25 protein-coding genes are annotated in these 25,365 nt (G+C 69.1%); 14 read left to right on the top strand and 11 right to left on the bottom strand.

Going from position 1 to position 25,365, the window contains the following annotated elements:
• Positions 1-250: 250 nt before the first annotated feature.
• Positions 251-1,291: a glycosyltransferase gene (locus AB0L91_RS31845; RefSeq protein ID WP_365016312.1), complete on the top strand. Its 1,041-nt coding sequence runs from the start codon at positions 251-253 to the stop codon at positions 1,289-1,291.
• On the top strand, positions 1,288-2,424 hold the full coding sequence (gene rffA, locus AB0L91_RS31840; RefSeq protein WP_365016277.1) for a dTDP-4-amino-4,6-dideoxygalactose transaminase: 1,137 nt from the start codon (positions 1,288-1,290) through the stop codon (positions 2,422-2,424). Before AB0L91_RS31845 ends, rffA begins: the two co-directional genes overlap by 4 nt.
• Before the next feature lie 23 nt (positions 2,425-2,447).
• Here rffA and AB0L91_RS31835 read toward each other — a convergent pair whose 3' ends face one another.
• From AB0L91_RS31835 to AB0L91_RS31825, 3 genes are all read right to left on the bottom strand, one after another.
• Positions 2,448-3,677, bottom strand: coding sequence for a lipase family protein (locus tag AB0L91_RS31835; protein WP_365016275.1), 1,230 nt, complete (start codon positions 3,675-3,677; stop codon positions 2,448-2,450).
• Positions 3,678-3,772: 95 nt separating this feature from the next.
• The gene (locus AB0L91_RS31830) at positions 3,773-6,733 is read right to left on the bottom strand and encodes an AMP-binding protein (RefSeq protein WP_365016273.1); all 2,961 of its coding nucleotides are present in this window, start codon (positions 6,731-6,733) and stop codon (positions 3,773-3,775) included.
• Between the two features lie 140 nt (positions 6,734-6,873).
• On the bottom strand, positions 6,874-7,659 hold the full coding sequence (locus AB0L91_RS31825) for a hypothetical protein (RefSeq protein ID WP_365016271.1): 786 nt from the start codon (positions 7,657-7,659) through the stop codon (positions 6,874-6,876).
• Positions 7,660-7,998: 339 nt separating this feature from the next.
• Here AB0L91_RS31825 and AB0L91_RS31820 point away from each other — a divergent pair, with 339 nt between their 5' ends.
• The 5 genes from AB0L91_RS31820 (at position 7,999) to AB0L91_RS31800 (ending at position 12,682) form a co-directional block, all read left to right on the top strand.
• Positions 7,999-9,405 carry a family 2B encapsulin nanocompartment shell protein gene (locus AB0L91_RS31820; protein ID WP_365016269.1) on the top strand — a complete coding sequence of 469 codons (1,407 nt, stop codon included), beginning with the start codon at positions 7,999-8,001 and terminating at the stop codon, positions 9,403-9,405.
• A gap of 12 nt (positions 9,406-9,417) precedes the next feature.
• Positions 9,418-10,692, top strand: coding sequence for a family 2 encapsulin nanocompartment cargo protein terpene cyclase (locus AB0L91_RS31815; RefSeq protein ID WP_365016268.1), 1,275 nt, complete (start codon positions 9,418-9,420; stop codon positions 10,690-10,692).
• Positions 10,689-11,564, top strand: a complete 876-nt coding sequence (locus tag AB0L91_RS31810; RefSeq protein ID WP_365016266.1) for a geranyl diphosphate 2-C-methyltransferase — start codon at positions 10,689-10,691, stop codon at positions 11,562-11,564. Before AB0L91_RS31815 ends, AB0L91_RS31810 begins: the two co-directional genes overlap by 4 nt.
• Positions 11,561-12,130 (top strand): isopentenyl-diphosphate Delta-isomerase, encoded by a 570-nt coding sequence (gene idi / locus AB0L91_RS31805; RefSeq protein WP_365016264.1) that lies wholly within the window; start codon positions 11,561-11,563, stop codon positions 12,128-12,130. Before AB0L91_RS31810 ends, idi begins: the two co-directional genes overlap by 4 nt.
• Positions 12,131-12,328: 198 nt before the next feature.
• Positions 12,329-12,682 carry a hypothetical protein gene (locus tag AB0L91_RS31800; protein WP_355281768.1) on the top strand — a complete coding sequence of 118 codons (354 nt, stop codon included), beginning with the start codon at positions 12,329-12,331 and terminating at the stop codon, positions 12,680-12,682.
• A 16-nt stretch (positions 12,683-12,698) separates the two neighbouring features.
• Here AB0L91_RS31800 and AB0L91_RS31795 read toward each other — a convergent pair whose 3' ends face one another.
• The 3 genes from AB0L91_RS31795 to AB0L91_RS31785 all read right to left on the bottom strand — a co-directional run bounded on the left by AB0L91_RS31795 (position 12,699) and on the right by AB0L91_RS31785 (position 15,723).
• Positions 12,699-13,427 carry an aspartate/glutamate racemase family protein gene (locus tag AB0L91_RS31795; protein ID WP_365016262.1) on the bottom strand — a complete coding sequence of 243 codons (729 nt, stop codon included), beginning with the start codon at positions 13,425-13,427 and terminating at the stop codon, positions 12,699-12,701.
• A complete protein-coding gene (locus AB0L91_RS31790) occupies positions 13,427-14,917 on the bottom strand; it encodes an NCS1 family nucleobase:cation symporter-1 (protein WP_365016260.1) in 1,491 nt (496 codons plus the stop codon). The genes AB0L91_RS31795 and AB0L91_RS31790 overlap by 1 nt, the downstream gene beginning before the upstream one ends.
• An 83-nt stretch (positions 14,918-15,000) precedes the next feature.
• Complete coding sequence (locus tag AB0L91_RS31785; RefSeq protein WP_365016259.1) at positions 15,001-15,723, bottom strand: GntR family transcriptional regulator; 723 nt, start codon at positions 15,721-15,723, stop codon at positions 15,001-15,003.
• A 106-nt stretch (positions 15,724-15,829) separates the two neighbouring features.
• On the opposite strand from AB0L91_RS31785, the gene AB0L91_RS31780 reads away from it, so the two are divergent.
• From AB0L91_RS31780 to ilvA, 3 genes are all read left to right on the top strand, one after another.
• Entirely contained in the window at positions 15,830-17,008 is a 1,179-nt protein-coding gene (locus AB0L91_RS31780; RefSeq protein ID WP_365016258.1) for a serine hydrolase domain-containing protein, read from the top strand.
• A gap of 160 nt (positions 17,009-17,168) precedes the next feature.
• Entirely contained in the window at positions 17,169-17,987 is an 819-nt protein-coding gene (locus AB0L91_RS31775; protein WP_365016256.1) for an anti-sigma factor antagonist, read from the top strand.
• 33 nt (positions 17,988-18,020) lie between these two features.
• Positions 18,021-19,238 (top strand): threonine ammonia-lyase, encoded by a 1,218-nt coding sequence (ilvA, locus tag AB0L91_RS31770; protein WP_365016255.1) that lies wholly within the window; start codon positions 18,021-18,023, stop codon positions 19,236-19,238.
• Between the two features lie 10 nt (positions 19,239-19,248).
• On the opposite strand, the gene AB0L91_RS31765 is transcribed toward ilvA, so the two are convergent.
• The 4 genes from AB0L91_RS31765 to AB0L91_RS31750 all read right to left on the bottom strand — a co-directional run bounded on the left by AB0L91_RS31765 (position 19,249) and on the right by AB0L91_RS31750 (position 22,966).
• Positions 19,249-19,572, bottom strand: a complete 324-nt coding sequence (locus AB0L91_RS31765; RefSeq protein ID WP_355281748.1) for a multidrug efflux SMR transporter — start codon at positions 19,570-19,572, stop codon at positions 19,249-19,251.
• A gap of 27 nt (positions 19,573-19,599) precedes the next feature.
• A complete protein-coding gene (locus AB0L91_RS31760) occupies positions 19,600-20,100 on the bottom strand; it encodes a hypothetical protein (protein ID WP_365016252.1) in 501 nt (166 codons plus the stop codon).
• A gap of 146 nt (positions 20,101-20,246) precedes the next feature.
• Positions 20,247-21,665, bottom strand: coding sequence for an argininosuccinate lyase (gene argH, locus AB0L91_RS31755; protein ID WP_365016250.1), 1,419 nt, complete (start codon positions 21,663-21,665; stop codon positions 20,247-20,249).
• Between the two features lie 98 nt (positions 21,666-21,763).
• Complete coding sequence (locus tag AB0L91_RS31750) at positions 21,764-22,966, bottom strand: argininosuccinate synthase (RefSeq protein ID WP_355281740.1); 1,203 nt, start codon at positions 22,964-22,966, stop codon at positions 21,764-21,766.
• A gap of 281 nt (positions 22,967-23,247) precedes the next feature.
• Here AB0L91_RS31750 and AB0L91_RS31745 point away from each other — a divergent pair, with 281 nt between their 5' ends.
• Both AB0L91_RS31745 and AB0L91_RS31740 read left to right on the top strand, forming a co-directional pair.
• Positions 23,248-23,388 (top strand): hypothetical protein, encoded by a 141-nt coding sequence (locus tag AB0L91_RS31745; protein ID WP_218718162.1) that lies wholly within the window; start codon positions 23,248-23,250, stop codon positions 23,386-23,388.
• 33 nt (positions 23,389-23,421) lie between these two features.
• Positions 23,422-23,556, top strand: coding sequence for a hypothetical protein (locus AB0L91_RS31740; RefSeq protein WP_355281738.1), 135 nt, complete (start codon positions 23,422-23,424; stop codon positions 23,554-23,556).
• 9 nt (positions 23,557-23,565) lie between these two features.
• Here the strand turns inward: AB0L91_RS31740 and AB0L91_RS31735 are convergent, their stop codons facing one another.
• Positions 23,566-24,249 carry a GNAT family protein gene (locus AB0L91_RS31735; protein ID WP_365016248.1) on the bottom strand — a complete coding sequence of 228 codons (684 nt, stop codon included), beginning with the start codon at positions 24,247-24,249 and terminating at the stop codon, positions 23,566-23,568.
• 82 nt (positions 24,250-24,331) lie between these two features.
• On the opposite strand from AB0L91_RS31735, the gene AB0L91_RS31730 reads away from it, so the two are divergent.
• Complete coding sequence (locus AB0L91_RS31730; RefSeq protein WP_355281733.1) at positions 24,332-24,487, top strand: hypothetical protein; 156 nt, start codon at positions 24,332-24,334, stop codon at positions 24,485-24,487.
• 51 nt (positions 24,488-24,538) lie between these two features.
• Positions 24,539-25,342, top strand: coding sequence for an aldose 1-epimerase (locus AB0L91_RS31725; RefSeq protein ID WP_365016246.1), 804 nt, complete (start codon positions 24,539-24,541; stop codon positions 25,340-25,342).
• Positions 25,343-25,365 lie beyond the last annotated feature (23 nt).

The raw sequence follows: 25,365 nt of genomic DNA, 5'->3' as shown, positions 1-25,365 counted from the left end.
TACAGGTATAGGATCACAGCGCCACCGCCGCACGGGCATTGCAGGAATACCCTCCGATGGCCCCACGATGCCACACCACGAAGCGTCGCATTCCGGTGTTAAAGTGCGCACCACCGCAGGAGTCTCTGCTGTCCTCGGCGCCAGCCGCCAATAGACACGAAAGTCGACGATGCCGCTTCCTCCCGCACCCTCGTCCCGCTCCGGCGCCGTTCTGCGTGCCGGTGCGCCCGACCGCAACGGGTCGCGCCCGGTGCACTCGGTGTCGGTGGTCGTCCCGGTGTATCGCGGCGAGGAGACGATCGCGGCGCTGGTGGCCGAGCTGGACCGGCTGACCGGTCCGTCGACATCGACGAACGGCGCGCGCTTCGCGGTCGAGGAGATCATCCTCGTCCACGACAACGGCCCCGACCGCTCGGACGTGGTGCTGCAGGACCTGGCCCGCACCTACCCGCAGGTGCGCCCGGTGTGGTTGAGCCGCAACTTCGGCCAGGACGCCGCGACGATCGCGGGCATGGCCGCGGCACGCGGCGACTGGATCGTCACCATGGACGAGGACGGTCAGCACGATCCGGCCTTCATCGCCGATTTCCTCGACGCCGCGCTGGCCTCGCGCGCAGACCTGGTCTACTCGAAGCCGATCAATACCCGCCCGCACGGTTTCCTGCGCAATCTCACCTCGCGCGGCGCCAAGATCGTGCTGGCGACGGTGTTCGCGTTCCCGGATTCGACGCGGTTCGAGAGCTTCCGGCTGATCCGCGGTGACATCGGCCGTCAGCTGGCCGAGGTCGCCGCCAACGGCGTGTACCTGGACGTGGCGCTGACCTGGGTGGTCGGCAACGCCGTCCAGGTGCCGGTGGAACTGCGCGCCGAGGGCCGCGACGAGTCCGGCTACAACTACCGCCGCCTGTTCTCCCTGTTCTGGAAGATGGTGCTGTGCAGCGGCACCCGTGGCCTGCGTCTGGTGAGCATGCTCGGGTTGACCCTCGCGCTCGGCGGTGTCGTGATGGCGGCGGTGATCATCGCGCAGGCGCTGACCCAGGACAACCACAATCCCGAGGGCTGGGCGTCGATCATCGTCGTGCTGCTGCTGTGCTCGGGTGCCACCTTGTTCTCGCTGGGCCTGATCGCGGAGTATCTCGGTGTGGCGCTGCACATCCTGGTCGGCAAGCCGCTGTACCTGACGGTCGAGAGCCCCACGCCGCGCCCGGATACGATGCATGCGCCGGCCGTGTCTCATCGAGTCGACGCCGTGGCGCCGGCAGCCGCGGCGGAGAAGGGTCACCACGAGTGAACGAGCGCATCATCTTCAGCAGGCCGTTCCGCGCCGCCGCCGAGCGCGCCAATCTGCTGGCCGTGCTCGATTCCGATCACAGTCACGGTGACGGCCGGTTCACCAAGTCGGCGACGGCGAAGATCAAGGCCATCACCGGCGCCGACCACGCCCTGCTGACCACCTCGTGCACGCACGCCCTCGAACTCGGCGCGCTGCTGCTGGAGCTGGGGCCCGAGGACGAGGTGATCGTCCCGAGTTTCGCGTTCACCTCGGCAGCGACGGCGATGGCGCTGCGCGGGTCCACGTGCGTGTTCGTCGATATCGACGACGCGACCGGCAACATCGACCCGGCGGCCGCGGCGGCCGCGATCACCGACCGCACCAAGGCGATCGTCGTCATGCACTACGGCGGCGTGGCCGCCGACATGGAGCCGCTGCTCGCGCTGGCCGCGCAGCACGGGGTGGCGATCATCGAGGACAACGCGCACGGCCTCGGCGGCACCTGGCGCGGCAGGCAGCTCGGCACCATCGGCACGCTGGGCACCCAGAGCTTCCACGACACCAAGAACGTGCACTGCGGTGAGGGTGGCGCGCTGCTGCTCTCGGACGAGATCCTGATGGGTCGCGCCGAGATCATGCGCGAGAAGGGCACCGACCGGGCGCGTTTCCTGCGCGGCCAGGTCGACAAGTACTCCTGGCAGGACATCGGCTCGAGCTACCTGCCCAGCGAGCTCAACGCGGCGGTCCTGGACGCGCAGCTGGCCGAGTTCGACACCATCCAGCAGCAGCGCCACCGGGTGTGGGACACCTACGCGGCCGCGCTGCCCGAGTGGGCGGCCCGCAACGACGTCCGCCCGATGACGGTGCCCGCCGACCGCGGCCACACCGCGCACCTGTTCTACCTGCGGATGCCGACCGAGGAGAGCCGCGACGGCATCATCGGCCATCTCGCCGAGCTCGGGATCGTCGCACCGTTCCACTACATTCCGCTGGACTCCAGCCCAGCCGGGCTCAAGTACGGCCGCACGCCGGTGCCCTGCACCCGATCGGCGAACTTCTCGGCGACGATCGTGCGGCTGCCGCTGTGGCCGCTGCTCTCGCAGGCGCAGCAGACCCGCGTCATCGACGCGGTCACCGAGTTCCGGGTGTAGTCCGGGCGCGTTCCGCGCCACGTTCAGCGGCCGAAGCGCGTGTTCACCCAGGCCAGGGCATCGTCGTAGCCCGCGTCGAGCAGGCCGCGGTGGTCGATGCCGGAGTAGGTGCGGTAGTCCACCGCCTGACCCGCGATCCGCTGCCGAGCCACCATGGCGTCGGTGGCGAGCGGCAGCACCACGGTGTCGCCGGACCCCTGCTGCACCAGCAGCGGTGTGGTCAGCGGCAGCGAGCTCGGGTCGTTGGCGTCGAGGACCCCGGTGAGCGCGTCGAGGTGTGGGTCATCGGTGAACACCGTGCCCGGATCGAGTCCACCCCAGGAGTCGGCGGCTCGCAGCTGCGCGACGCAGCGGTTGTCGGCCTGACCGAGCATCGACAATGCCTGTGGCGCAAGGAAAGTCGACGGGTCGATCGGGGCGACTGTTTCCGCGCCGCGGAGGAACAGTGGCAGGAACGCCACCGAACCGGCCGGGACGCGGTCCGCCGCGATCCCGGCGTGCCCGATCACGCCCAGCCCCCGCACGACGGGCCCGAGGTGCGATGCCGGGGCCATCGCCACCGAGCCGAGCAGCCGCATCCCGGGCGCCCACTGCTGCGAGCGCGCGTTGGCGAAGATCGCGGCCTGCCCGCCCTGCGAATGCCCCATCGCCACCCACCGGGTGCCGACCTCCGGCGCGACCACCCGGGCGGCGGTCGCGATATCGGCCACGGCGCGCTGCTCGGCCTCCCCGATCAGGTAGCCGTGCGCGCCGGGCGTACCGAGTCCCTGGTAGTCGGTCTGGGCCACCGCGTATCCGGCGGCGATCCAGCGCGCCTGGATGTCACGGGCGAGTGCGGTGTAGTCGTGCGCGGGGAAGGACGGGTCGGTGTCCCGCGACGGCGCGCATATGTCGGCGGTGCCGGTGGTGCCGTGCGCCCACGAGATCAGCGGCCAGCCCCCGGCGGGCGGCTCGCCCTCGGGCACCGCGAGCGTGCCGGAGACCGCGACCGGAGCCCCCTGCGTGTCCACCGACCGGTACAGCACCAGGTAGTTGCGCGCACCCGGCAGCGCGGGATCGCCGGTGAGCGGTCGCGACCGGATCACCGAGCCGTGCTCGCCCGGCACCAGATCCGCTGCGGGCGAGTAGAATTCGAGCCCGGCCGATCCGGTCTCGGCGGTCGCGACGGGCGGGGCGACCGCGAGCAGCGCGGCGAGCACGGCCACCGGCGCCGCCAGTCGAGCCGCGACAGTCCCCGTCCGAGTGCCGATCACTACCGAACCTCCGAGTCCACCCGCGCCGGAGCGCGGGACGCCGATCAGTGCCGCGGGCAATCTACCCGACGCGCACCGATCGGCCCGGACTCGACTCAGTGGCCGCCGAACAACGCCGCAGCCGCGGCGTCGGTGAGCACCTCGTAAATGTCAGCCTCCCGGTGGTAGATCCAGGTGTTCGGCCCCGCCTTCGGCAGGCCGGCGGCCTGCACCGCCGTGGCCGACGGCCGGAAGCTGGTGCTGCGCGGGATCTCGTCGACGACGTAGACCAGATCGGGTCGCTGATCGGGGGCCAGTGCCCGCATCGCCTCGGTGATGTCACCCGGTTCGATGCGGAACCCCGTGCGCACGCTCAGCGCGGCCGCTGCCAGGACGCCCGACGGCGTCGTCAACCCGTAGGCGACCTCCATGTCGACCGGGGTGATGTCGTTGAGCACGTCGATGATCGGCTGGGTGAACACCGGCCCGCGCGCCGTGCGGATCACCGTGTCGCGGCGGTCGACCAGCCAGTAGTCGCCGTCGCTGTCACGGCGGAACAGATTCTCCGTCGGCCACCAGGCGTCGCCGGCCCGGAACACGCCGCGTAGCCCGCCGTCGGACAGGTCACCACCGTCGACCGACTTGCCGAGCAGCAGACCCGGCTCGTTGTCGGCGCAGCGCCGCGCGAAACCGTCGTCGCCGACGAGGATCTGCTCGGTGACCGGGTCGTAGGCGACCAGTTCGACGTGCGCGGTGCCCGGCACCGGCCTGCCCTTGGACCCGATCTTGGCGCCGGGCACATTGGCCAGCACCACATCGCCGTCGATCGAGGCGTAGAACTCCAGCACCCGGGCCGGGGTGAACTGCTCCAGGGTGCGCCGCCACAGCCCGGCGGGCATGCCGGAGCCGATGAACAGCCGGATCGGGTGGTTGTGCCCGGCCGGGAAGACCTGCGCGTCGAGCAGGTCGCGCAGCATCGTCCACGTGTAGGTGACCACGGTGACGCCGTAGCGGTGCACCTCCTCGGCGAACCGGCCCGGCTCCATGTCCATCGGCCTGGCCAGCGCGATCCGGCTGCCACCCGCGATCGCGCCACCGAGACTCACCAGCAGCCCCGACGAATGATGCAGCGGCGCGAGGCAGTACACGGTGTCGCGGCGATCGAGGTCGGCCGCGCTGGCGGTGCCGAACGCCGACAGCGCCCAGCGGTGGTTGGTGATGTATTTGGCCTCGAGCCGGTCGCCGGTGCCGATGACGAGGATGAACGCGAGTTCGCGCGCCAGGCCGGGATTGGGCCGGTACCACGCGGGCACCCGCACCTTCGACGGGTCGATCTGCTCGAGATCGATCACCCGGTCCCCGGTCGGCAGCGCGAGCCGCCGGGCGTCACCACCGCCGAGCACCAGCACCCTGGCGCCGGTCGCGGCGGCGGTGCGCAGGTTCTCCGGGTCGGTGATCAGCGTCTGCACGCCGGTCAGCTCCATCGCCCGGTCCAGCTCGGCGCCGGGGGCCAGCAGCACCGCGACGGCGCCGAGGCGCGAGAGCGCGGCCACGGCGGCCAGCGCGCTCGGCCTGGTCTCCATGACGACGCCCACCCTGGTGGCGGGCCGGATGCCGACCGAGATCAGGCCGCGCACCACATTGTCGATGCGCACCTCCACCGCGGCGTTGGTGTGCACCCGGTCATCGAAGAGGAACAGGTCCTTCTGCGGCGCCCGCTTGGCGTGCTCGTGCAGCAGTTTGCCCAGCGAGATGCGGGTGTGCGGCTGGATCATGCCGAGCCGGGTCAGGCGCGGCAGCGCCCGCGCGGCCTCCCCCGCCATCTCGACCGAACCTCGAATCGTGTTGCTGGCGATGCCTTCCAGCGCCTTGCCGACGCCGGCGCCCGCCTCCGCCAGCGATGCCGCGGTGTGCACCACCCGGGTCGCCGCGGTGCGCGGGGCGTTGCTCGCGACATGTTCTTTCATAGGCACGATCTGCTCGGGCAGCGCGCCGTTGCCGTCCATCCAGGCGATCCAGTCGCGCACCATCGGCCAGGTGTGATTGGTCGCGGTCGAACCGGCGACGAGACCGAAATGCCCTGCCACCAAACTGGCTTCGTAGACCTCGGCGTTGGGCGCGGCCCGCACGATGCCGCGCACGGCACCGGGCTGGCCGATGTCGTCGACCTCGCCGACGAAGGCCAGGATCGGGCACCGCAGCTCGGCCAGCGAGATCGGGTGATCGCGGATCACGAAGCCGCCCAGCATCATCCGGTTGTGCGCGACGAACTGCTTGAGCAGATCCGCGACCGCTGGACCCGAATATCCCACCCAACCGTCGCTGTTGAGGAAGCGGCGCTGACGTTCCTTGGGCAGCAACGCTTCCCGGTCGTGCAGCTGCAACAGGAAGTCGATCCGCGACTTGGCGGTCTTGACCGGGTCCAGCATCTGGAAGCCGATGCGCACCATCGACTCGGTGATCGGCAGGCGGTGCATCACGTGGTCGGCCAGGAAGTCGGCGACCTCGGAGACCACGCCGTAGGGCAGCCCGAACGGCATGCCCGCGACGATGTCGACGGGACTGCCGAAGGTGACGATGGAGGCCACGCCCTTGCCGTACCGGTAGGCGGCGGTCTGATAGGCGAACATGCCGCCCTGCGAGTACCCCATCAGGTGCAGCTGCGCACCGGTGGCCTCGCACACGGTGTCGATGGCCGAGTCCACCGCGAGCACGTGGTCGGCCAGGTCACGTTCCCAGCCGCCCTCCTCGGTGGCCGGCGAGCCGAAATCGATGACCCAGCAGTCGATTCCGCTCGCGTGCAGGATGCCGACGGCACCGCCCGCGGCGTTCACGTCCCAGATGTCGGCGTTCACCATCAGCGGCGGAACCAGCAGCGCCACCGGGCGGCCCGGCGTCGTATCGTCGGGGAAGTAGTGACGCAGCCGGTACATGCGTCTGCGTTCGACGACCTCGAAGGGCGAGGACTCGACATCGTGGGCCAATCCGCCGAAGCGGATCACCTCCAGTCCGTTCTGCGCGGTAGCCAGCAACCGCTGCATCGAACCGACCACACCTTTTGGACTGATATCCACCATTCCCACCTGGCCTACCCTGCTGAAAGTGACACACCTCACACACCCCGATGTGCTCATATGAGCTAACCACACCGGACCTCCATTATGTGTCGGCTGTGACAGGCCGCATGTTGCGGCGATTCGGGTCACACCGTGGCAGTTCAGCGGCCCATCACGTTCACGTAGACGCTGTCGAACGGCTCGCTGCTCACACTGAGATCGCCGCGGAACGGATAGTCCAGCGCGGCGATCAGGAAGATCATCGCGCCGAGGAAGAACGCGAACAAGCCGCCGAGCACCAGATGCGCGTGTTTGCCGAGGCTGAACAGGCACAGCAGCACCAGGTTCACCGCGCCGCCGACCAGGATCGTCCACCACAGCACGTCCGGAATGCCGCCTTTGGTGGCATTGATCCGGTGCCTGCGGTCGGAATCGAAGCGGGCGAACTGGTCGATGGTGGCGGCGTGCACGATCTCCTCCGCGCTGTTGGACGGCCGGAATTCGAGCAGGTGCCCCTGGAACCTGGTCACCAGCGCGGTGCCGCCCATCGGCTCCTCGCCCTCCCGCAACGCGGGCCAGACCACGTCGAGCACATCGCGGGTGTAGTCGGCGAGATCCTCGCGCAGCAACTCCCGATACGGCTCCGGATAGGCGCTCACCTCCCGGTAGAGCGTGCCGATCGCCGCGGCCTCGTCGGCGACCCGGCTCTGCGCCACGTCGTAGGACTCGTAGGTGGCGGCCGCGATGAGCCCGAGCAGCAATCCGTAGAAGACCCCGCCGACGGTGAGCACCATCGTGACGGTCTCGTTCCAACCGGGTTCGGGCCCGAACGCGCGCTGCACCGCCGCTCTGCTGAGCAGGATCCCGGTCACGGTGAGCCCGACGGCCGTGCCGGTGATGAGAAGGAAGTCCAGCCAGATCGGTAGCTCGTATATCCAGGTGAACATGATCCGACGATAACGACCCCGGATCCGATTCAGGCATCGATCCGTGATTCATCCCAGGACATCTCACGGCCCGCAATCGCCTACCGCGCAAGGGATCTCCCGGTCACAGCCATGTTTTCACGAATAGCTCGCGCACGGCACCATCGACCACCTACCATCGAACTCGTCCGGAACGCACTGACACGCATCCACTTTCGTGTAACACCGTTTCACACGCCCGGTTTCACCCCGCGCAGGACCATTCGATTCGCATCGTTACCCACCCCCAGCCTGTCGCGCATCGTCGCGCCACACAGGCCGATCGGCCGTGCCGATTTCCGTCCCGAGGTGAGGATCTCCATGACCATCGAAATGCCGCTGCCCACAGACAATTCCGTCCGCAAGAGCCTCAGTACCACCGCGGCGCATCAGCTGGCGCACACCACCAAATCCGAGCCGCAGATGCAGGGCATCAGCTCCCGGTGGCTGTCCCGCGCGCTGCCGTGGGTGCAGGTCGCGGGCGGTATCTACCGCGTCAACCGGCGACTCACCCACACCGTCGGCAACGGCGAGGTCGAGTTCGTCGTCGACGGTGCGCGCGCCAGGGTGATCCCCCAGGAATTGCGCGAACTGCCCGCGCTGCGCGATGTCGACGACGAGCTGATCTTGCGCCCGCTGGCCGACAATTTCGTCCAGTACGATCTCGATCCCGGCGCCGTCGTCGCCGAATTCGGCAATCCCATGGATCAGGTGATCCTGGTCGTCCACGGGAAACTCGCCAGGATCGGCTCCGGTGAATACGGCGAGTCGACCAAACTCGGCATGCTGTCGGGCGGTGACTACTACGGCGAGGACATGCTCACCGACCCGTCGGCCATTTGGCCGGACACCGTGAAAACGGTGACCAGAACGACAATTCTGTGTCTGCCAAGACAATCGTTCGAGCAATTCCTGGAAATGAATCCCGACCTCGCCCGCATTCGCTCCGACGCCGCCCGGGCGCCGCAGCGGACGCAGAATTCCAAGGGCGAGGCCGATATCGAGATCTCCTCGGGTCACTCCGGGGAGCCCCTGCTCGAGGGCACCTTCGTCGACTACGACGCGAGTCCCCGGGAATACGAGCTCAGCCTGGCGCAGAGCGTGCTGCGGATCCACACCCGCGTCGCGGATCTGTTCAACGACCCGATGAACCAGGTCGACCAGCAGTTGCGCCTGACCGTCGAGGCGCTCTACGAACGCCGCGAGCACGACCTGGTGAACAATCCGGAGTTCGGCCTGCTGCACAACTGCGACCTCAAGCAGCGCATCACCACCGAGTCCGGCGCGCCGACCCCCGACGACATGGACGAACTGCTGAGCATGCGCCGCGGCACCAAGTTCTTCCTCGCGCATCCGAAGGCGATCGCGGCGTTCGGTCGCGAATGTTCGCGCCGCGGACTGTATCCCGACCCGGTGGAGTTCCAGGGCCACCGCGTCCCCGGCTGGCGCGGCATCCCGATCCTGCCGTGCGGCAAGATCCCCGTCAGCGCCACCCAGACCACCTCGATCATGGCGATGCGTATCGGGGAGAAGGACCAGGGCGTGGTCGGGCTGCACCAGACCGGCATCCCCGACGAGTACGAGCCGAGCCTCAATGTCCGGTTCAAGCAGATCGACGACCAGTCGATCATGTCCTACCTGGTGAGCTGCTACTACTCGGCCGCCGTCCTGGTCCCCGACGCGCTCGGCGTTCTCGACGACGTCCTCGTCGCGCGCCGGGCCGACTGATCGGCGCGCGCCGTGTCGATCCTCACCAGGGCGGCGGCGCCGCACGCGAGCACCGAGCTCGCCGCCACGGTGGCCGCCTTGCTGCACGACGCGACGGCACCCGCAGTCCTGTTCACCCGGCTCGGCACCTCGGCATCCACACTCCCCCACCGGGTTTCGCCGTCCGCGCCGCGATCGATGGGCCCGCGCCGGCTGCCGGGTCCGACCGGCCTCGGCACCACCAGCCTGTGGCGCAGCGAGCAGGCTCCACCGGTCACCGAGACGAAGAGCAGTGCACCGCAGAAGATTCCGCCTCTCTACTGCCCGCCACCCGAACGTGACGATCCCGCGCTGGCCGAGGCCGTCAATGTCGGCCTGCTCGCCTGGGCCGCCGAGATCGGCCTCTACGAAGGACGACTCGACGAACTCGGCAAGGCCGACTTCGGCCGGCTGATCATGCTCGCCCACCCCGATTGCGACGACCCCGACCTGCTCCTGGGCGCCGCCCGCTGCGCGGTGGCCGAATGGTCGGTCGACGACTACTACTGCGAGGAGGACGCCCCTGGCGACACCGCACCCGACGGCACCCCGTCCAGCGCCGCCGCCGAACTCGGACCCCGGCTCGAGCTCGCCGCGGCCGCGATGGACCCGGCGCACCTGCCCGCGCGGTACGCGCCCCGGCTCGAACAGGCCATGCAGGCCGACCCGATCCTGCGCGCGTTCCGCACCTCCTTCGCGTGCCTGGCGGGGTACGCGAGCCCGGCGCAGCTGGCCAGGTTACGCACCGAGATCGCGGGCTGGTTCATCGCGCTCGGCGCCGAGGCCGGCTGGCGCGCCGCGGACCGGATGCCACCGGTCTGGGAGTACCTCACCAACCGGCAGCCGCACAGTTTCCTGCCGTGTATGGCGCCGATCGACGTCGTCGGGGGCTACGAGCTCGGGGCCCCCGAGTACACCGATCCGGCCGTCCGACGGGTCACCACCACGGCCGCGCTGGCCGCCCAGATGGTGAACGACCTGTATTCGATGGCGCGCGAGGACCTTTCCGGCGGCAGGGAGTTCAACCTGCCGACGGTCCTGGCCGCCGAGGAGGGCTGCGGCCGCGCCGACGCGGTCCTGCGAACCGCACAGATCCACGACGAGCTCATGCACCGCTTCGAACGGGAAGCGGCCCCGCTCGCCGCCGCGGGCTCACCCCAGCTGCGCCGATTCCTGGCCGGCCTGTGGGCCTGGATGGGTGGCAACCGCGCCTGGCACGCCGGCAGCCGCCGCTACCACGACATCGCTCCAGGAGAGGACGACCGATGACCATCGCGAACCCCCAGACCGACCGCACCGTCCTGCGCACCACGTACCAGCGCTCCGTCGCGGCCTACTGGAACAACAACCCCAACGACGATCGGGTGAACACCAAGCTCGGCGAGGTCGACGGTCTCTACCACCACCACTACGGCATCGGCACCCCCGACTGGTCGGTCATCGAAGGGCCGGAGGCGACCAAGCAGGACCGGATCGTGCGGGAACTGCACCGGCTCGAGACCGCCCAGGCCGACTTCCTGCTCGACAACCTCGGGCCGATCCAGAACGCGGACCGCCTCGTCGACGGCGGCTCGGGCCGCGGCGGCACCAGCTTCATGGCGGCCGAGCGCTTCGGCTGCCAGGTCGACGGGGTCTCCATCTCCGAGTACCAGGTGGGCTTCGCCAACGACCAGGCCGCGACGCGTGGGGTCACCGACCGGGTCAAGTTCCACTTCCGCAACATGCTCGACACCGGCTTCGCCGACGAGTCGGTGCGCGGCATCTGGACCAACGAGACCACCATGTACGTCGACCTGTTCGATCTGTTCGACGAGTTCGCCCGGCTCCTGGAACCCGGTGGCCGCTACGTCTGCATCACCGGCTGCTCCAACGATGTGACCGGCGGCCGGTCCGCCTCGGTGAGCTGGATCGACGCGCACTACGGCTGCATGATCCATCCGCGCAGCGAGTATTTCCGGGCCCTGTCCGACAACGGCCTCATCCCCACCACCGTGGTCGACCTCACCCCCGACACCATCCCGTACTGGGAGCTGCGCACCCATTCCGAGCTCGCCACCGGCGTCGAGCAGCCCTTCCTCACGGCCTACCGCGAGGGGAGCTTCCAGTACCTGATGATCGTCGCCGATAAGGTGGCCAGGTGACCGATCAGCTCGCCGAACCGTCGACCGACCGCGAAGCCCTGCCCGTGGAACTGGTCGACGACGCGGGTCTGGCGATCGGAGCGTGCTCGGTGGCCGATGCTCATCGGCCACCGGGCACGCTCCACCGCGCCTTCTCGGTGCTGCTGTTCGATCGGCACGGCCACGTGCTGATCCAGCAGCGCGCCGCGGTGAAGACCCGGTTCCCGCTGCAGTGGGCCAACACCTGCTGCGGTCATCCCACGCCCGGTCAGGCGGTGCTCGAGGCCGCCGCGATCCGGCTGCGCGAGGAGTTCGGCATGGCGGCCGAACTCACCGAGGTCGGCACCTTCCGGTACCGCGCGGGCGACGAGACGACCGGCCGGGTGGAGCACGAATACGACCACGTCCTGATCGGCGTGGCCGGCGATGTGCCACCGCGGCCCGATCCCGCCGAGATCGCCACCTGGGCCTGGATCGCCCCGGACGCCCTGCGGGCCGACCTCGCCGACAATCCGGGGCGGTACACGCCGTGGCTGGCCGAGGTGCTCGAGATCGCCGACCGGGCACACACCGCCGCCCAGGCCTAGCCCCTCCCCTCCTTGCCGTTTTCCCTGACAGCACGCTGTCCACTCACACCGAGGAGGCACGTATTCGTTAGATGCGCATATCTATATCTGCTGATGTTCTGAGTTCTTGGTGAAATCACAGGCTGGCCACAGTCGCCGACCAGGCCGGGCGCGGACCCTGAACAGGGAACGGTTACACCGACGGCGAGTGAGGTAGCGATGGTCGAGGTCGAGATCAACGACGACACGGTGACGGTCAATGTGCTCGGCGGGCATCGCCTGCTCGCCCTGCGCCAGCAGGTCGTGATCGACCGCGCCGCCATCACCGGCATCCGCCCCGCCGAGGTCGACCTGCGCCCGCCGTGGGTCCGCGCCCCCGGCACCTTCATCCCCGGCGTCATCGCCGCCGGCGTCTACCGTGGCAAGGGCCGGAAGGAATTCTGGGACACCACCTTCGGCGGCAGCGCTGTCCGCATCGACCTGGACGGACCCGATTTCACCCGGCTGGTCGTCGACGTCGACGATCTCGACGCCGTCCTGCGCGCGCTGACGCCCGAGGCGATCGCCGTCTGACCCGGCGCTCCGGCACTCAGGAGCCGAACGATTCCAGCAACCCGGTGTAGGGCTTCGGTGGCGGCGTCGCGAACTCTCCCCTGCCCGACTTGCGCAGCCCGAGCGTGATCAGCGACTGCACGGTCAGGGTCGCGGCCGCGACGCCATCGATCACCGGCACACCGATCTCCGCGCTGATATGCGCGCACAGGTCGGCCATGCCCGCGCAGCCCAGCACCACCGCGTCGGAGCCGTCGGCGGCCACCGCCGTCCGGCACGCCTCGGTGACGATCTTGCGGGCGTCCGGGTCGGTGTCGAGGGCGAGCACCGGCAGGTCGCAGGCGTGCATGCCGAGGCAGAAGCGGGCCATCCCATAGCGTTCGGCCAGATCGGCGGCGCGACCGAGGGTGCGGCCGAGCGTCGTCACCACACTGAACCCGCGGCCGAGGTGGCTCGCGGTGTGCATGGCCGCCTCCGCGATACCGATCACCGGGCCCGCCGCCAGTTCCCTGGCCGCGTCCAGCCCCGGATCACCGAAGCAGGCGATCACATAGCCGTCCACGCCGTCGGCCTCGCCCTGCCGGATCGCCGCGAGCAGACCGGGCACACTCATCGCCTCGTCGTAGTGGCTCTCGATGGAGACGGGACCGGTCTCGGAGGTGACCGCGTCGAGCAGCGTGCCCGGGCCGACAACGGCCAGGGCGCACTGCTCGATCGTCTCGGTCATCGCCCGGGTGGTGTTCGGGTTGACGACCCGGATCCGCATCAGGCACCGACCTCCTGGGTAGCCGCCGCGCGCTTGGCCGCGGTCAGCAGATAGTAGGTGAGGAAACCGAGACCGCAGCCGATGAACCAGCTGTACTGGGCGGCGGTGTGCATCCCCGGCAGGCTGTTGGCCAGCACCGGGAACACCGCGACGAGGGCACCGACGGCCGTCGCCACGACCGCGGCCGGGTGATAGCCCTTGCGGTACCAGTACGCCCCTCGCTCGGACATCGTGAACAGATCGTCGACGATCACCTTCTGCTTGCGCACCAGGTAGTAGTCACAGATCAGCACCCCGAACAGCGGACCGATGAAGGCGCCGAGCACCTCGAGCGTGTAGTGGATGACATCGGGATTGTTGTACAGATTCCACGGCGTGATGAGCACCGAACCGACCGCGGCGATCATGCCGCCCGCCCGCCAGCTGATCCGCTGCGGGCTCACATTCGAGAAATCGAACGCGGGCGAGATGAAATTCGCGACGATATTGATGCCGATGGTGGCGATGGTGAAGGTGAGCGCGCCGAGCACGATCGCGAACGTGGAATCGATCTTGGCGACGGTGGCGACCGGATCGGTGATCAATTCACCGTAGACCGGCACCGTCAGCGACGCGGTGATCACCACCAGCAACGAGAACAGCAGGAAATTCACCGGCAGGCCGAGCAGATTGCCGGTCTTCACGGCCTGAAAACTCTTGCCGTAGCGGGAGAAGTCACCGAAATTCAGCATCGGTCCGGAGAAGTAGGACACCACCAGCGCGATCGCACCGAGCATCACCGGCACCGACGCCCAGCCGGTGTACTTCACCTCGCCCAGGCTCAGGTCGATCGCACCCCAGCCTGCCTTCGCGATGAGATATCCGCACAGCACGAACATGACGACATACACGGCGGGACCACAGAAATCGATGAACTTGCGGATCGAGTCCATGCCGCGCCAGAACACGCACGCCTGCACCACCCAGAGCAGCAGGTAGCTCCCCCAGCCGAGCAGCGACACCCCCAGGAAACCGTAGTCGGCGGTGACGGCGTAGGGCGCCAGCCCCGGAAACAGTTTCACCAGCACGACATCCAGCGCCGCCGAGGCGAGGAAGGTCTGGATGCCGTACCAGGCGACCGCGATCAACCCGCGGATGATCGCCGGGATATTCGCGCCGAGGACCCCGAAAGCACTGCGGCAGATCACCGGATACGGCACGCCCGTCACCTGGCTGGGCTTGGCCACCAGATTGCAGAAGAAATAGACGATGGTGATACCGATGAGCAACGCCGCCAGCACCTGCCAGCTGGCCAGCCCGAGCGCGAAAAGGCTACCGGCCGTGACATATCCGCCGACGCTGTGCACATCCGACATCCAGAACGCGAAGATGTTGTAGGTGCCCCAGCTCTGTTTCCGCAGCGGCGCCAGATCCTCGTTCGTCAGCCGCGGATCGTAGGCGGGTGGATCACCGGCGGGTACCCCCGCCGAGGAGGTGATGGTATCGGTCATGGTCGTTCCCATCCGAAGGGTGAATCTGCTTCGCTGACGGTAAGTATCAGCAGTTGCCCTTCGGTTTCCCGACAATTTCCCGGCTATTGCACCGAATATATATCTTCCGGCGCGAGCAATCCGGTATCGGTGGGCAGGGTCGCGATCACCGATTCCAGTCGGCGGTGGTGTTCCTCGGCGGCGGCGAGCAGCCGTTCGACATCGCGGGCCAGGAACGCGTCGAGCATCGCGATGTGGTCGGTGTGCAGCCGTTCCCGGTCGCATCGGTCGATGTGGACCATCGATTGCACGGGTTCGGTGACGTTCCACGCGGATTCGAGCATGTGCAGCAGCCGGAACATTCGCGACGGCCGGGTCAGCGCGACATGGAAGCTGCGCGACTGCCGCTGATAGGTCTCGGGGTCGTCGTCGAGGATCGCCCGCTCGAGCAGTTCGTTCACCGCGAGCAGGTGCGCGCGCTCGGCCTCGCCGGCATTGGTCGCCGCGGCCGCGAGCGAGGCGGTTTCCAAGGTGTCGCGCACGATGTACATCTCACGCAATTCGCGGGCTGTGAGCTGGGCCACCTGGTAGCCGCGCTGCGGGCGATGGGTGACCAGTCCCTCGCCGATCAGCGTCTTGAGGGCCTCGCGCACGGGGATGTGGCTCACCCCGAACAGCACGGCCACTTCACGCAGGGGAATCACGGTGCACGGCGGCACGGCGCCGTCGAGGATCACCCGGCGTAGTTCGCCGAGGATCACCTGGGGGCGGCCGGGCTCGTCCACCACGAGCCTCGCGAGCAGCGCCGATCGTCGTCTCGGGGGCATATCCACATGCTATGGACGATGTATTGCGCCCGCGGTCATCTATGTGACGGTCAGGAAACGATCACCGTACCGACCGGTCCTGTGTGCGGGGTGGCATGCTCGAACGATGGGAGTTTCGACAACGCAGTCGGTGGATCGCCGTTTCGTCAGCCTGGTCGCGATGTTCGACCGTCTGTTCCGCAAGCCGTCGCACGGTGGTGGCGCGCTGTGCGTGTACCTGCACGGCGAACCGGTGGTCGATGTGTGGGCGGGGTACGCGAGCCCCGGCGTGCCCTGGGCCTCGGATTCGGTGGCGCTGGCCTTCTCCACCGGAAAAGGCGTGGCCTCCACGGTGATCCACCAGCTCGCCGAGCGCGGACAGCTCGACTACGACACCGCGGTCGCCGAGTACTGGCCCGAGTTCGCGGCGGCGGGCAAGGGGCACATCACGGTTCGCGATGTGCTCACCCACCGGGCCGGCCTGCACCGGCTGCGCGGTCTGCTGCCCGGGCCCGCCGAGCGCTTCCTCGACGACGAGGCCGTCACCGCCGCGCTGGCCGCGGCCACCCCCGATCCCCGGCATCGTGTCACCAGCGGCTATCACGGGATCAGCTACGGACATCTGGCCGCCGAACTGGTGCGCCGGGTGACGGGGCGCGATTTCGTCGACGTCGTGCGCACGGAACTCGCCGAACCGCTCGGCGCCGACGAACTCTGGTTCCGGGTGCCGAAGGAGGAGCGGCACCGCATCGCCACCACCTTCCCGCGGCTGCGGGCGGCGGGCATGGAGTGGGACCGCGGTTCGGACCTGCTCACCCGCACCCGGTACGCGGCCGCCGCGGAAACCACCCCGCGCGGTTTCGCCGACCTCATCGTCGACCCGCGCGTGCACGACTCGGTCATGCCGGGCGTCAACGGCGTGTTCTCGGCCCGTGCGCTGGCCCGCGTCTACGCGGCGCTGGCCAACGACGGCGAGCTCGACGGCACCCGTGTCCTCGAGCCCGGGTCGATCCGCCGCTTGGCCGCCCGCCAGGTCTTCACACCCGACTATGTTCTCGCGTTCCGCATTCCGTGGGCGCTGGGTTTCCACGGTGTCCCGATGAAACCGTCCAAGTCCGACCCCATCTCGGCCTTCGGCCATTTCGGCCTCGGCGGTTCCGGCGCCTTCGCCGACCCCGAGACGGGCATGTCGCTGGCCTTCGTCACCAACCGGCTCGGCGGCAAGCTCACCCCGCTCGGCGACGCCCGGCTCACCCGCCTCGGCACCACCGCCCACAACATCGCGAAAGCCGACAGGCTCCGCTGAGGCCCGAGACAACGCCACACCTCCGCACCGGCAACACCGGCTGTGAGCAGGTCCCGGGCGGTAGTCTTGTGCGTGCGTTTCTGATTGTTCTCGATGCTGACACCTTCGATTCGAGGAGTGCACAGATGGCGAACGACCAGCGAGTTCAGCGTCGGTTTCGGTGACGCGTCCCACGGGAGCCGATGCCGGAACCCGGCTGCCGCTGTGTGTCGTGATCGGCAGTCGAATCGAGCAGATCGAGCGGGCGCGCGCCCGACTCACGCCGATCCTGTCCGGCCTGTGGGGCGACGAGTCCGCGGTCTGGCCGATCGAACTGGCACTACACGAAGCGGTGGTCAACGCGATCGAACACGGTGGCGACGGCACTCCGGACGCCACGGTCGAGATCGTCCTCGATATCGAGGACGACGAACTACTGATCGAGATCAGCGACCAGGGACCGGGATTCGACCCCGAGACCGTGCCCGATCCGCGCCGCCCCGAGGGAGTGCTGCGCGCGTCGGGACGCGGTGTGCACCTCATGCGCACAGCCGTCGATTCCCTCGCGGCCGCCCACGGTCCGCGCGGGCGGTTCACACTCACCCTGCGCACCAAGCTCCCTCGCTCCGGCGCGCGGGGAGTACCACCACACAGAGGAGGTTCGATGGAGATCAAAGAACGTAGCGTCAACGGCGTCACCATCCTGGACCTGACCGGGGACCTCGTCCTCGGCATGGGCGAGATTCGGCTCACCGAGGAGATCCGGAATCTGATCGACGCCGGGACGAAAAAGATCCTGCTGAACCTCGCAGCGGTGCGCCGCGTCGATTCCGCCGGAGCCGGCGGTTTGGTATCGAGCTACAAGAGCGTCACCCGCGAAGGCGGGAAACTCAAACTGGTCAACGTGACCGAACAAGCTCGAGATCTGTTCATGCTCACCGGGCTCCTCACGGTGTTCGATGCCTACGACACCGAGCAGGAGGCGATCAACTCCTTCTGACCTCGCCGGCGCTCGGGGCGGTACGTTCGGCCCATGGAGATCGTCGGGCTCGAGCGGATCGAGGCGGCCGCGCGGCTGCTGGCACCGGTGATTCGGCGGACGCCGACCGTGGGGTCGCGGGTGCTGTCGGAGCGGATCGGCGCGCAGGTGCTGCTCAAATGCGAGAACCTGCAGCGCACCGGGTCGTTCAAGCCGCGTGGCGCCTACAACCGGATCGCGAATCTCCCCGCCGCCGAGCGGGCACGGGGTGTGGTCGCGGCCAGTGCCGGTAATCACGCGCAGGGGGTGGCGTGGTCGGCGGCCGAACTCGGCACCACCTCGACGGTGTTCATGCCGATCGGCGCGTCACTGCCCAAGCTCGTGGCGACCCGCGCCTACGGGGCCGAGGTGCACCAGGTGGGTGACACCATCGACGAATCCCTGCTCGCCGCAGAGGAATTCGCCCAGCGCACCGGTGCGACGCTGATCCACCCGTTCGACCACCCCGATATCGTGGCCGGGCAGGCGACGGTGGCGCTGGAGATCCTCGAGCAGGTGCCCGAGGTCGGCACCGTCGTCGTGCCGACCGGCGGTGGCGGCCTGCTCGCCGGTGTCGCCGTCGCGCTGGCCGCGCTCGCGCCGCAGGTCACGGTGATCGGGGTGCAGGCGGCCGAGGCCGCGGCCTGGCCCGATTCCCTGGCGGCGGGCAAGCCGGTGCGGGTGCCACGGATGGCGACGATGGCCGACGGTATCGCGGTCGGCCTGCCCGGCGCGGTGCCGTTCGCGCATGTCGCGGACCTGGTCAGGGAGATCGTGACCGTCGACGAGGACGCCCTGTCCAAGGCGCTGCTGCTGTGTCTGGAGCGGGCCAAGCTGATCGTCGAACCGGCGGGCGCGGCCGGTGTGGCCGCGTTGCTGTCGCCCCTGCGCGACCGCGCGCTGCCCGGCCCGGTGGTGACCATCCTGTCCGGCGGCAATATCGACCCGCTGCTGCTCACCCGGGTGATCGGGCACGGCCTCAGCGCGGCGGGCCGCTACCTGGCCATGCGGGTGACCATCGCCGATCGTCCCGGCGCGCTGTCGGCGCTGCTCGGGGTGGTCGGGCGGGCCGGGGCGAGCGTGGTCGACATCGTCCACTCGCGCACCGGGATGTGGCTCGAGGTCGACGAGGTCGAGGTGTCGCTCACGGTCGAGACGCGCGGCCCCGCCCACCGCGACGACGTCCTGGAGGCGTTGCGCGACGCCGGGTTCCGCGTCCGCGCCGAGCTGTAGCGCACCGAAGTCAGTGCGCGCCACCGAGTTCCAGCGCGAGCACGCCGAGAATCACCAGCCCGATCCCGGCCACCTGCACCAGGGTGAGCCGCTCCCCCAGGAACAGCACCCCGATCGCCGCGATCGCCGCGACACCCACCGCCGACCAGATTCCGTACGCCACCCCGATCGCCATCCCCCGCTTCAACGCCTGGGACAGGAAGTAGAACGCGGCGCCGTACCCGATGACCACGACGATCGAGGGAACGAGCTTGGTGAAACCCTCCGAGAGTTTCAGCGACACCGTCGCGGTGACTTCGGAGGCGATGGCCAATGCCAGCAGGACCAGGGTCATGGCCGCAGGGTAACCGTCGCGCGACGCTCACGCCTCGATCGCGCCGCGTGATCCCGAGCGCGCTCGCGCCGCGAGGACCGTCATGACCAGGGCGAGCAGCGCGTATCCGGCGATGATCGCGATCCGGATCCCATTGGTGGCCATATACCGTTCGTACGCGGGATGCAGGCCGCCCGCGATCCACACCGAGCCCGCGTCACGCACCTGCTCGGCCCACGCGCCCCACCACCAGATGCGCGTGACGAACACCGACAGTTGCAGCACCAGGGTCAGGATCGGCAGCCAGATCGGTACGCCGCGGGGCCGGATCCACAGCACCAGCACCGAGAGCGCGACGCCGAGGACCCCGGCCGGGATCACGGTCAGATCCGACAGCGTCTCGTAGCCGTCGTCGAAGGCGGTCATGCGCGCGGGGCCGAGGTAGCGGAGCGCGCGGTGGTGCATGTGGGTCATCCAGGACAGACCGGCGCCGAAGGCGGTCGTCGCGGTCAGCAGAGCGAGTACGGGCAGTGCCCAGCGTTGTCCCATGGTGTCCTCCGATGCGGAAAGCCTTCGGGGACAACGATGCCCGCGGCCGCCGGCCGAAGCATCGGCCCACGGAACGGAGCCGGGACTCCCCCGCGGGACGGAGCGGGCACCGCCGGATACTTCGTGCGCGGTAGCCCGCTCCCGGGTCAGCTCAGCCAGGCGCGGGCGTCGGCGGCGGTCTTGCGGACCTCGTCGAGCTGCTCGGCGACGCGGACACCGGCGGTGCCGCCGCGCGCGTTGCGGGAGGCGATCGAGCCCTGCACGGTGAGGACGTCGCGCACGCCCGCGGTCAGCGAGGCGTCGACGGCGGCGAATTCCGCGTCGGTCAGTTCGTCGAGGCCGACGCCGCGCGCTTCGGCGGCCCGCACGCAGGCGCCCGCCGCCTCGTGCGCGACCCGGAACGGAACGCCCTGGCGCACCATCCATTCCGCGATGTCGGTGGCGAGGGTGAAACCGGCGGGCGCGAGCTCGGCCATCCGGTCGGTGTGGAAGGTGAGGGTGCCGACCAGACCCGCGATGGCGGGCAGCAGCAGTTCGAGCTGGGCGACCGAGTCGAACAGGGGTTCCTTGTCCTCCTGCAGGTCCCGGTTGTAGGCCAGCGGCTGGGCCTTCAGGGTGGCCAGCAGGCCGGTCAGGTTGCCGATCAGGCGACCCGCCTTGCCGCGGGTCAGCTCGGAGACGTCGGGGTTCTTCTTCTGCGGCATGATCGACGAACCGGTCGACCACGCGTCGGCGAGGGTGACGTACCCGAATTCCGGCGTGCTCCAGATGATGACCTCTTCGGCCATCCGGCTCAGGTCGACGCCGATCATGGCCAGCACGAACGCGGCCTCGGCGGCGAAGTCGCGCGCGGAGGTCGCGTCGATCGAATTGGCCGCCGACGCGGTGAAATCCAGCTCGGCGGCGATCTGCTCGGGGTCCAGGCCCAGCGACGACCCGGCCAGCGCGCCCGAGCCGTACGGGGAGATCGCGGCGCGCTTGTCGAAATCGCGCAGGCGTTCCAGGTCGCGCAGCAGCGGGTGGGCGTGCGCGAGCAGGTGGTGCGCGAGCAGCACCGGCTGCGCGGCCTGCAGGTGGGTCTTGCCCGGCATCACCGCGTCCGGGTGCGCGGCGGCCTGGGCGACCAGGGCGTCGACCACGTCGAGCACGCCGGCCCCGACGCGGCGCACACCGTCGCGCAGCCACATCCGGAACAGGGTGGCCACCTGGTCGTTGCGGGAGCGGCCCGCCCGCAGCCTGCCGCCGAGCTCGGTGCCGACCCGCTCGATCAGGCCGCGCTCGAGCGCGCCGTGCACGTCCTCGTCGGATTCGGCGGGCCCGAAGGCACCCGAGGCGACGTCGGCGGCCAGGGTGTCCAGCCCGGCCAGCATGCCGGTCAGGTCGTCGTCGGCCAGCAGCCCGGCCTTGTGCAGCACGCGGGCGTGCGCCTTGGAGGCGCGGATGTCATAGGGCGCCAGCGCCCAGTCGAAGTGCGTCGACTTGCTCAGCGCCGCCATCGCCTCGGCCGGGCCGGACGCGAATCGCCCACCCCAGAGGGCACCTTCGTTGGTTCCGCTGTGGGTCATCGGATTCTCCTCCGGTCGGGCTGGCGGGCATGGCTGGGCACGGCACCGGCCGGTCCGTGACGGGACCGGCCGGTGTCGAGACTACGACGTGCTTACTACTACTTCTGGTTCAGGTCGCGACGCGCGGCGACCTTCGAGGACAGACCGTGGATCTGCACGAAGCCCTTGGCCAGCGACTGGTCGAAGGTGTCGCCCTCGTCGTAGGTGGCCAGGTTGAAGTCGTAGAGCGACTGCTCGGAGCGGCGGCCGTTGACGACGGCGGAACCACCGTGCAGCACCATCCGGATCTCGCCGGTGACGTGCTGCTGGGTGTCCTGCACGAAGGCGTCCAGCGCGCGCTTGAGCGGGGAGAACCACAGGCCGTCGTAGGCCAGCTCGCCCCAGCGCTGCTCGACCTGCCGCTTGTAGCGGCCCAGCTCACGCTCGATGGTGACGTTCTCCAGCGCCTGGTGCGCGGTGATCAGCGCGATGGCGCCCGGCGCCTCGTAGATCTCGCGGCTCTTGATGCCGACGAGCCGGTCCTCGACCATGTCGAGGCGGCCGACACCCTGGCGACCGGCGCGGGTGTTCATCTCCTCGATGGCCTGCAGCACGGTGACGGGACGGCCGTCGATGGCGACCGGCACACCCTTGTCGAAGGTGATGATGACCTCGTCGGGCGCCTCGAAGTTCACCGTCGGGTCGGCGGTGTAGTCGTAGACGTCCTTGGTCGGCGCGTTCCACAGATCCTCGAGGAAGCCGGTCTCGACGGCGCGGCCCCACACGTTCTGGTCGATCGAGAACGGCGACTTCTTGGTGACGTTGATCGGCAGGTTGTTCTGCTCGGCGAAGGCGATGGCCTTCTCGCGGGTCCAGGCGTAGTCGCGGACCGGGGCGATGACCTCCAGGTCGGGCGCCAGGGCGCCGATGCCGACCTCGAAGCGGACCTGGTCGTTGCCCTTGCCGGTGCAGCCGTGCGAGACGGTGGTCGCGTTGTGGAACTTCGCGGCCTCGACCAGGTGCTTGACGATCAGCGGGCGGCTGATGGCCGACACCAGCGGGTACTGGCCCATGTACATGGCGTTGGCCTGGATGGTGGGCAGGCAGTACTCGTCGGCGAACTCGTCGCGCGCGTCGACCACGATGGCCTCGACGGCGCCGCAGTCCAGGGCGCGCTGGCGCACCACGTTCATGTCCTCGCCGCCCTGGCCCAGGTCGATGGCCACGGCCACCACCTCGGCACCGGTCTCCTTCGCGATCCAGCTGATGGCGACGGAGGTGTCAAGCCCACCGGAGTAGGCGAGTACGACGCGATCGGACATGTCTGTTGTGCTCCTCGAAGTGTGTACGTGATCTGCACGGGCTGCCTGGAGCAGTATGAATGCTCCGGCCGCCGGTCGGCTCGCGCCGCTGCTGCAAATGATTATGCACGATGATGCAATCTCATTCATACCCGGGGGTAGAGATACCACATACCGCATCGCCCGGCACGGACGAAATCGCCTATCACCTGCGGTGACGCCCGACAGCAACTTGGCAGCAAGCATCGTCTGTGAGACGCTGGTCACATCAGCTACCCATCGGTCGGGGTCGAGGAGTGGACATGCAGCAGCTACGTGATTTCGCCCAGGCGAACTACGACCTGATCGGGGCCGTCGTCATCGGGCTCGGCAATCTGGGGTTGACGGTCGCCAAGACGGTGATCGACCTCGGCACACCGATCCTCCAGGGCTTCTTCGCCTGATCCCCCGCCCGCACCACCCCACCGGGAGCATCCATGGTTGACGCGATCCTGCAGTTCCTGTCCGACCACTACGAATCCGGCGCCACCGCGGGCCTGCACGTCGGTCGCGTGCTGTTCGACCTGAGCGCCCCGCTGGCGCTGGCCATCCTGAACTTCCTCAACTCCTGACCCGCCAGATCAGCGGTCACCGAGCCGCGCGGCGAGCCCCGCGCGCACCCGCGGCCAGTCCTCCGCGGTGATCGAGAACAGCACACTGTCGCGCACGGTGCCGTCCGCGCGCCGGAACTGACGCCGCAGCGTCCCCTCGTAGCGCGCCCCGAGCCGCGCGATCGCCTGCTGCGAACGCTGGTTGCGCACATCGGTCTTCAGCTGCACCCGGCCTACATGGAGCTCGTCGAACGCGTATTCCAGCAGCAGCAGTTTGGCTTCCGGGTTGACCGGACCGCCCCAGACCGACGGCGTGTAGGCGGTGAACCCGATTTCCAGTGCCGCGTCCCGCGGGCGGACGTCCAGGTAGGACGTGACGCCGAGCACCGCTCCCGCCGCTCGATCGCCGATCCCGGTGCGCGCGCGGACGATCCAGACATGCCAGTCGGAATCGGCGTTCAATTCCTGGAGATGATCGGCGAATTCGCTCGCCCCGCGCGGGCGCCAGGGCAGGTGCGCCCAGACCGCGTCCGCGTCGAGGGCGGCGAAGAGTTCACCGGCGTCCGTTGACGGATCGACAGTGGTCAGCCGCACCGTCTCGCCGCTCAACCGGGCGCCGTCGGGCACCGGCCACACCATGTCCGGCCAGGGCTTGTCGTCGGGCCGGGGATCGGGCACGGGCTGGAATCGGACGGTCGCTGGACTCTCGGTCACCTGTGCAATGTAGTGCCCATGTCGGCGGTGTGTGGCACTCTGGGAGAGCACTATTCGGCTCGCCAACGTGAGGACGAACAAGATGCTCCATTACGTCGCGCAGGAATTCTCCACTCTCGGCAACGGCGTGCTCGATGTCGGCCGGGCCGTCGTCGCCCTGGTGCAGAGCATCATCGACGTCGCCACCCCGAACTCACCCGGCGGCGGCGCGGGCGGCGGGCAGTACCCGTTCACCTGATCCGGCGTGGGCTCCCGCCGCTGAGCGCGGCGCGCCGCTAGTCTCGCCGGCATGGCCGCCGACGACGTGCGACTCCACGCGGGCACCACCGGACTGACCATCGCGCCCGGTGACGGCGGCGCGCTGCACAGCCTCACCGTCGACGGGACCGAACTGCTGCGGCAGGACCCGGGGACGGGCTGCTTCGTCATGGCGCCCTGGGCGGGCAGGCTCGGCTACGGCACGTTCACGGTCGGTGACCGGACCTACGAGATGCCGATCAACAATCCGCCGCACAGCATCCACGGCACCGCGCGCGACGGCACGTGGGAGGTCGTGTCCGCCACGGCGACCGAGGCAACGGTGCGGCACCGGTTGACCGACCCGTGGCCGTTCGCGGGCACCGTCACCCAGCGGTTCACCCTCACCGACACCGGCCTCACCCTCGACCTGCGCATCGCCACCGACGCCGATCCCTTTCCCGCCCAGGGCGGCTGGCATCCCTGGTTCCTGCGCGAGGTCCCCGCGGCCACGGGCCCGCTCGCCCTCCATTTCCGGCCGGCCTGGCAGTACGAGCGCGGGCCGGACTACCTGCCCACCGGCCGCCACATCCCGCCGTCGCCCCCGCCGTGGGACGACTGCTTCGCCATGCCCGACGGCGTCACCGCGCGCCTCACCTGGCCAGGTTTCCTGGAATTCACGATCACCAGTCCCGTCACCGATGTCGTCGTCTGGACCCTGCCGGAGGAGTCGCTGTCGGTGGAGGCCCAGTCGGGTCCACCCAACGGCGTGAACACCGATCCCCGGATGGTCACGCCGGACGCGCCGCTGGATATCCGGGTGGACTGGACCTGGCGCCGGCTGACCCGGGACTGACACCGCGACGGGCGGGATAGCGT

This window comes from Nocardia sp. NPDC051833 (assembly GCF_040681225.1).
In the GTDB taxonomy this organism is placed as follows: domain Bacteria; phylum Actinomycetota; class Actinomycetes; order Mycobacteriales; family Mycobacteriaceae; genus Nocardia.
The sequence above is the reverse complement of the archived record's forward strand: the minus strand, read 5'-3'. Positions and strand labels throughout refer to the sequence as shown.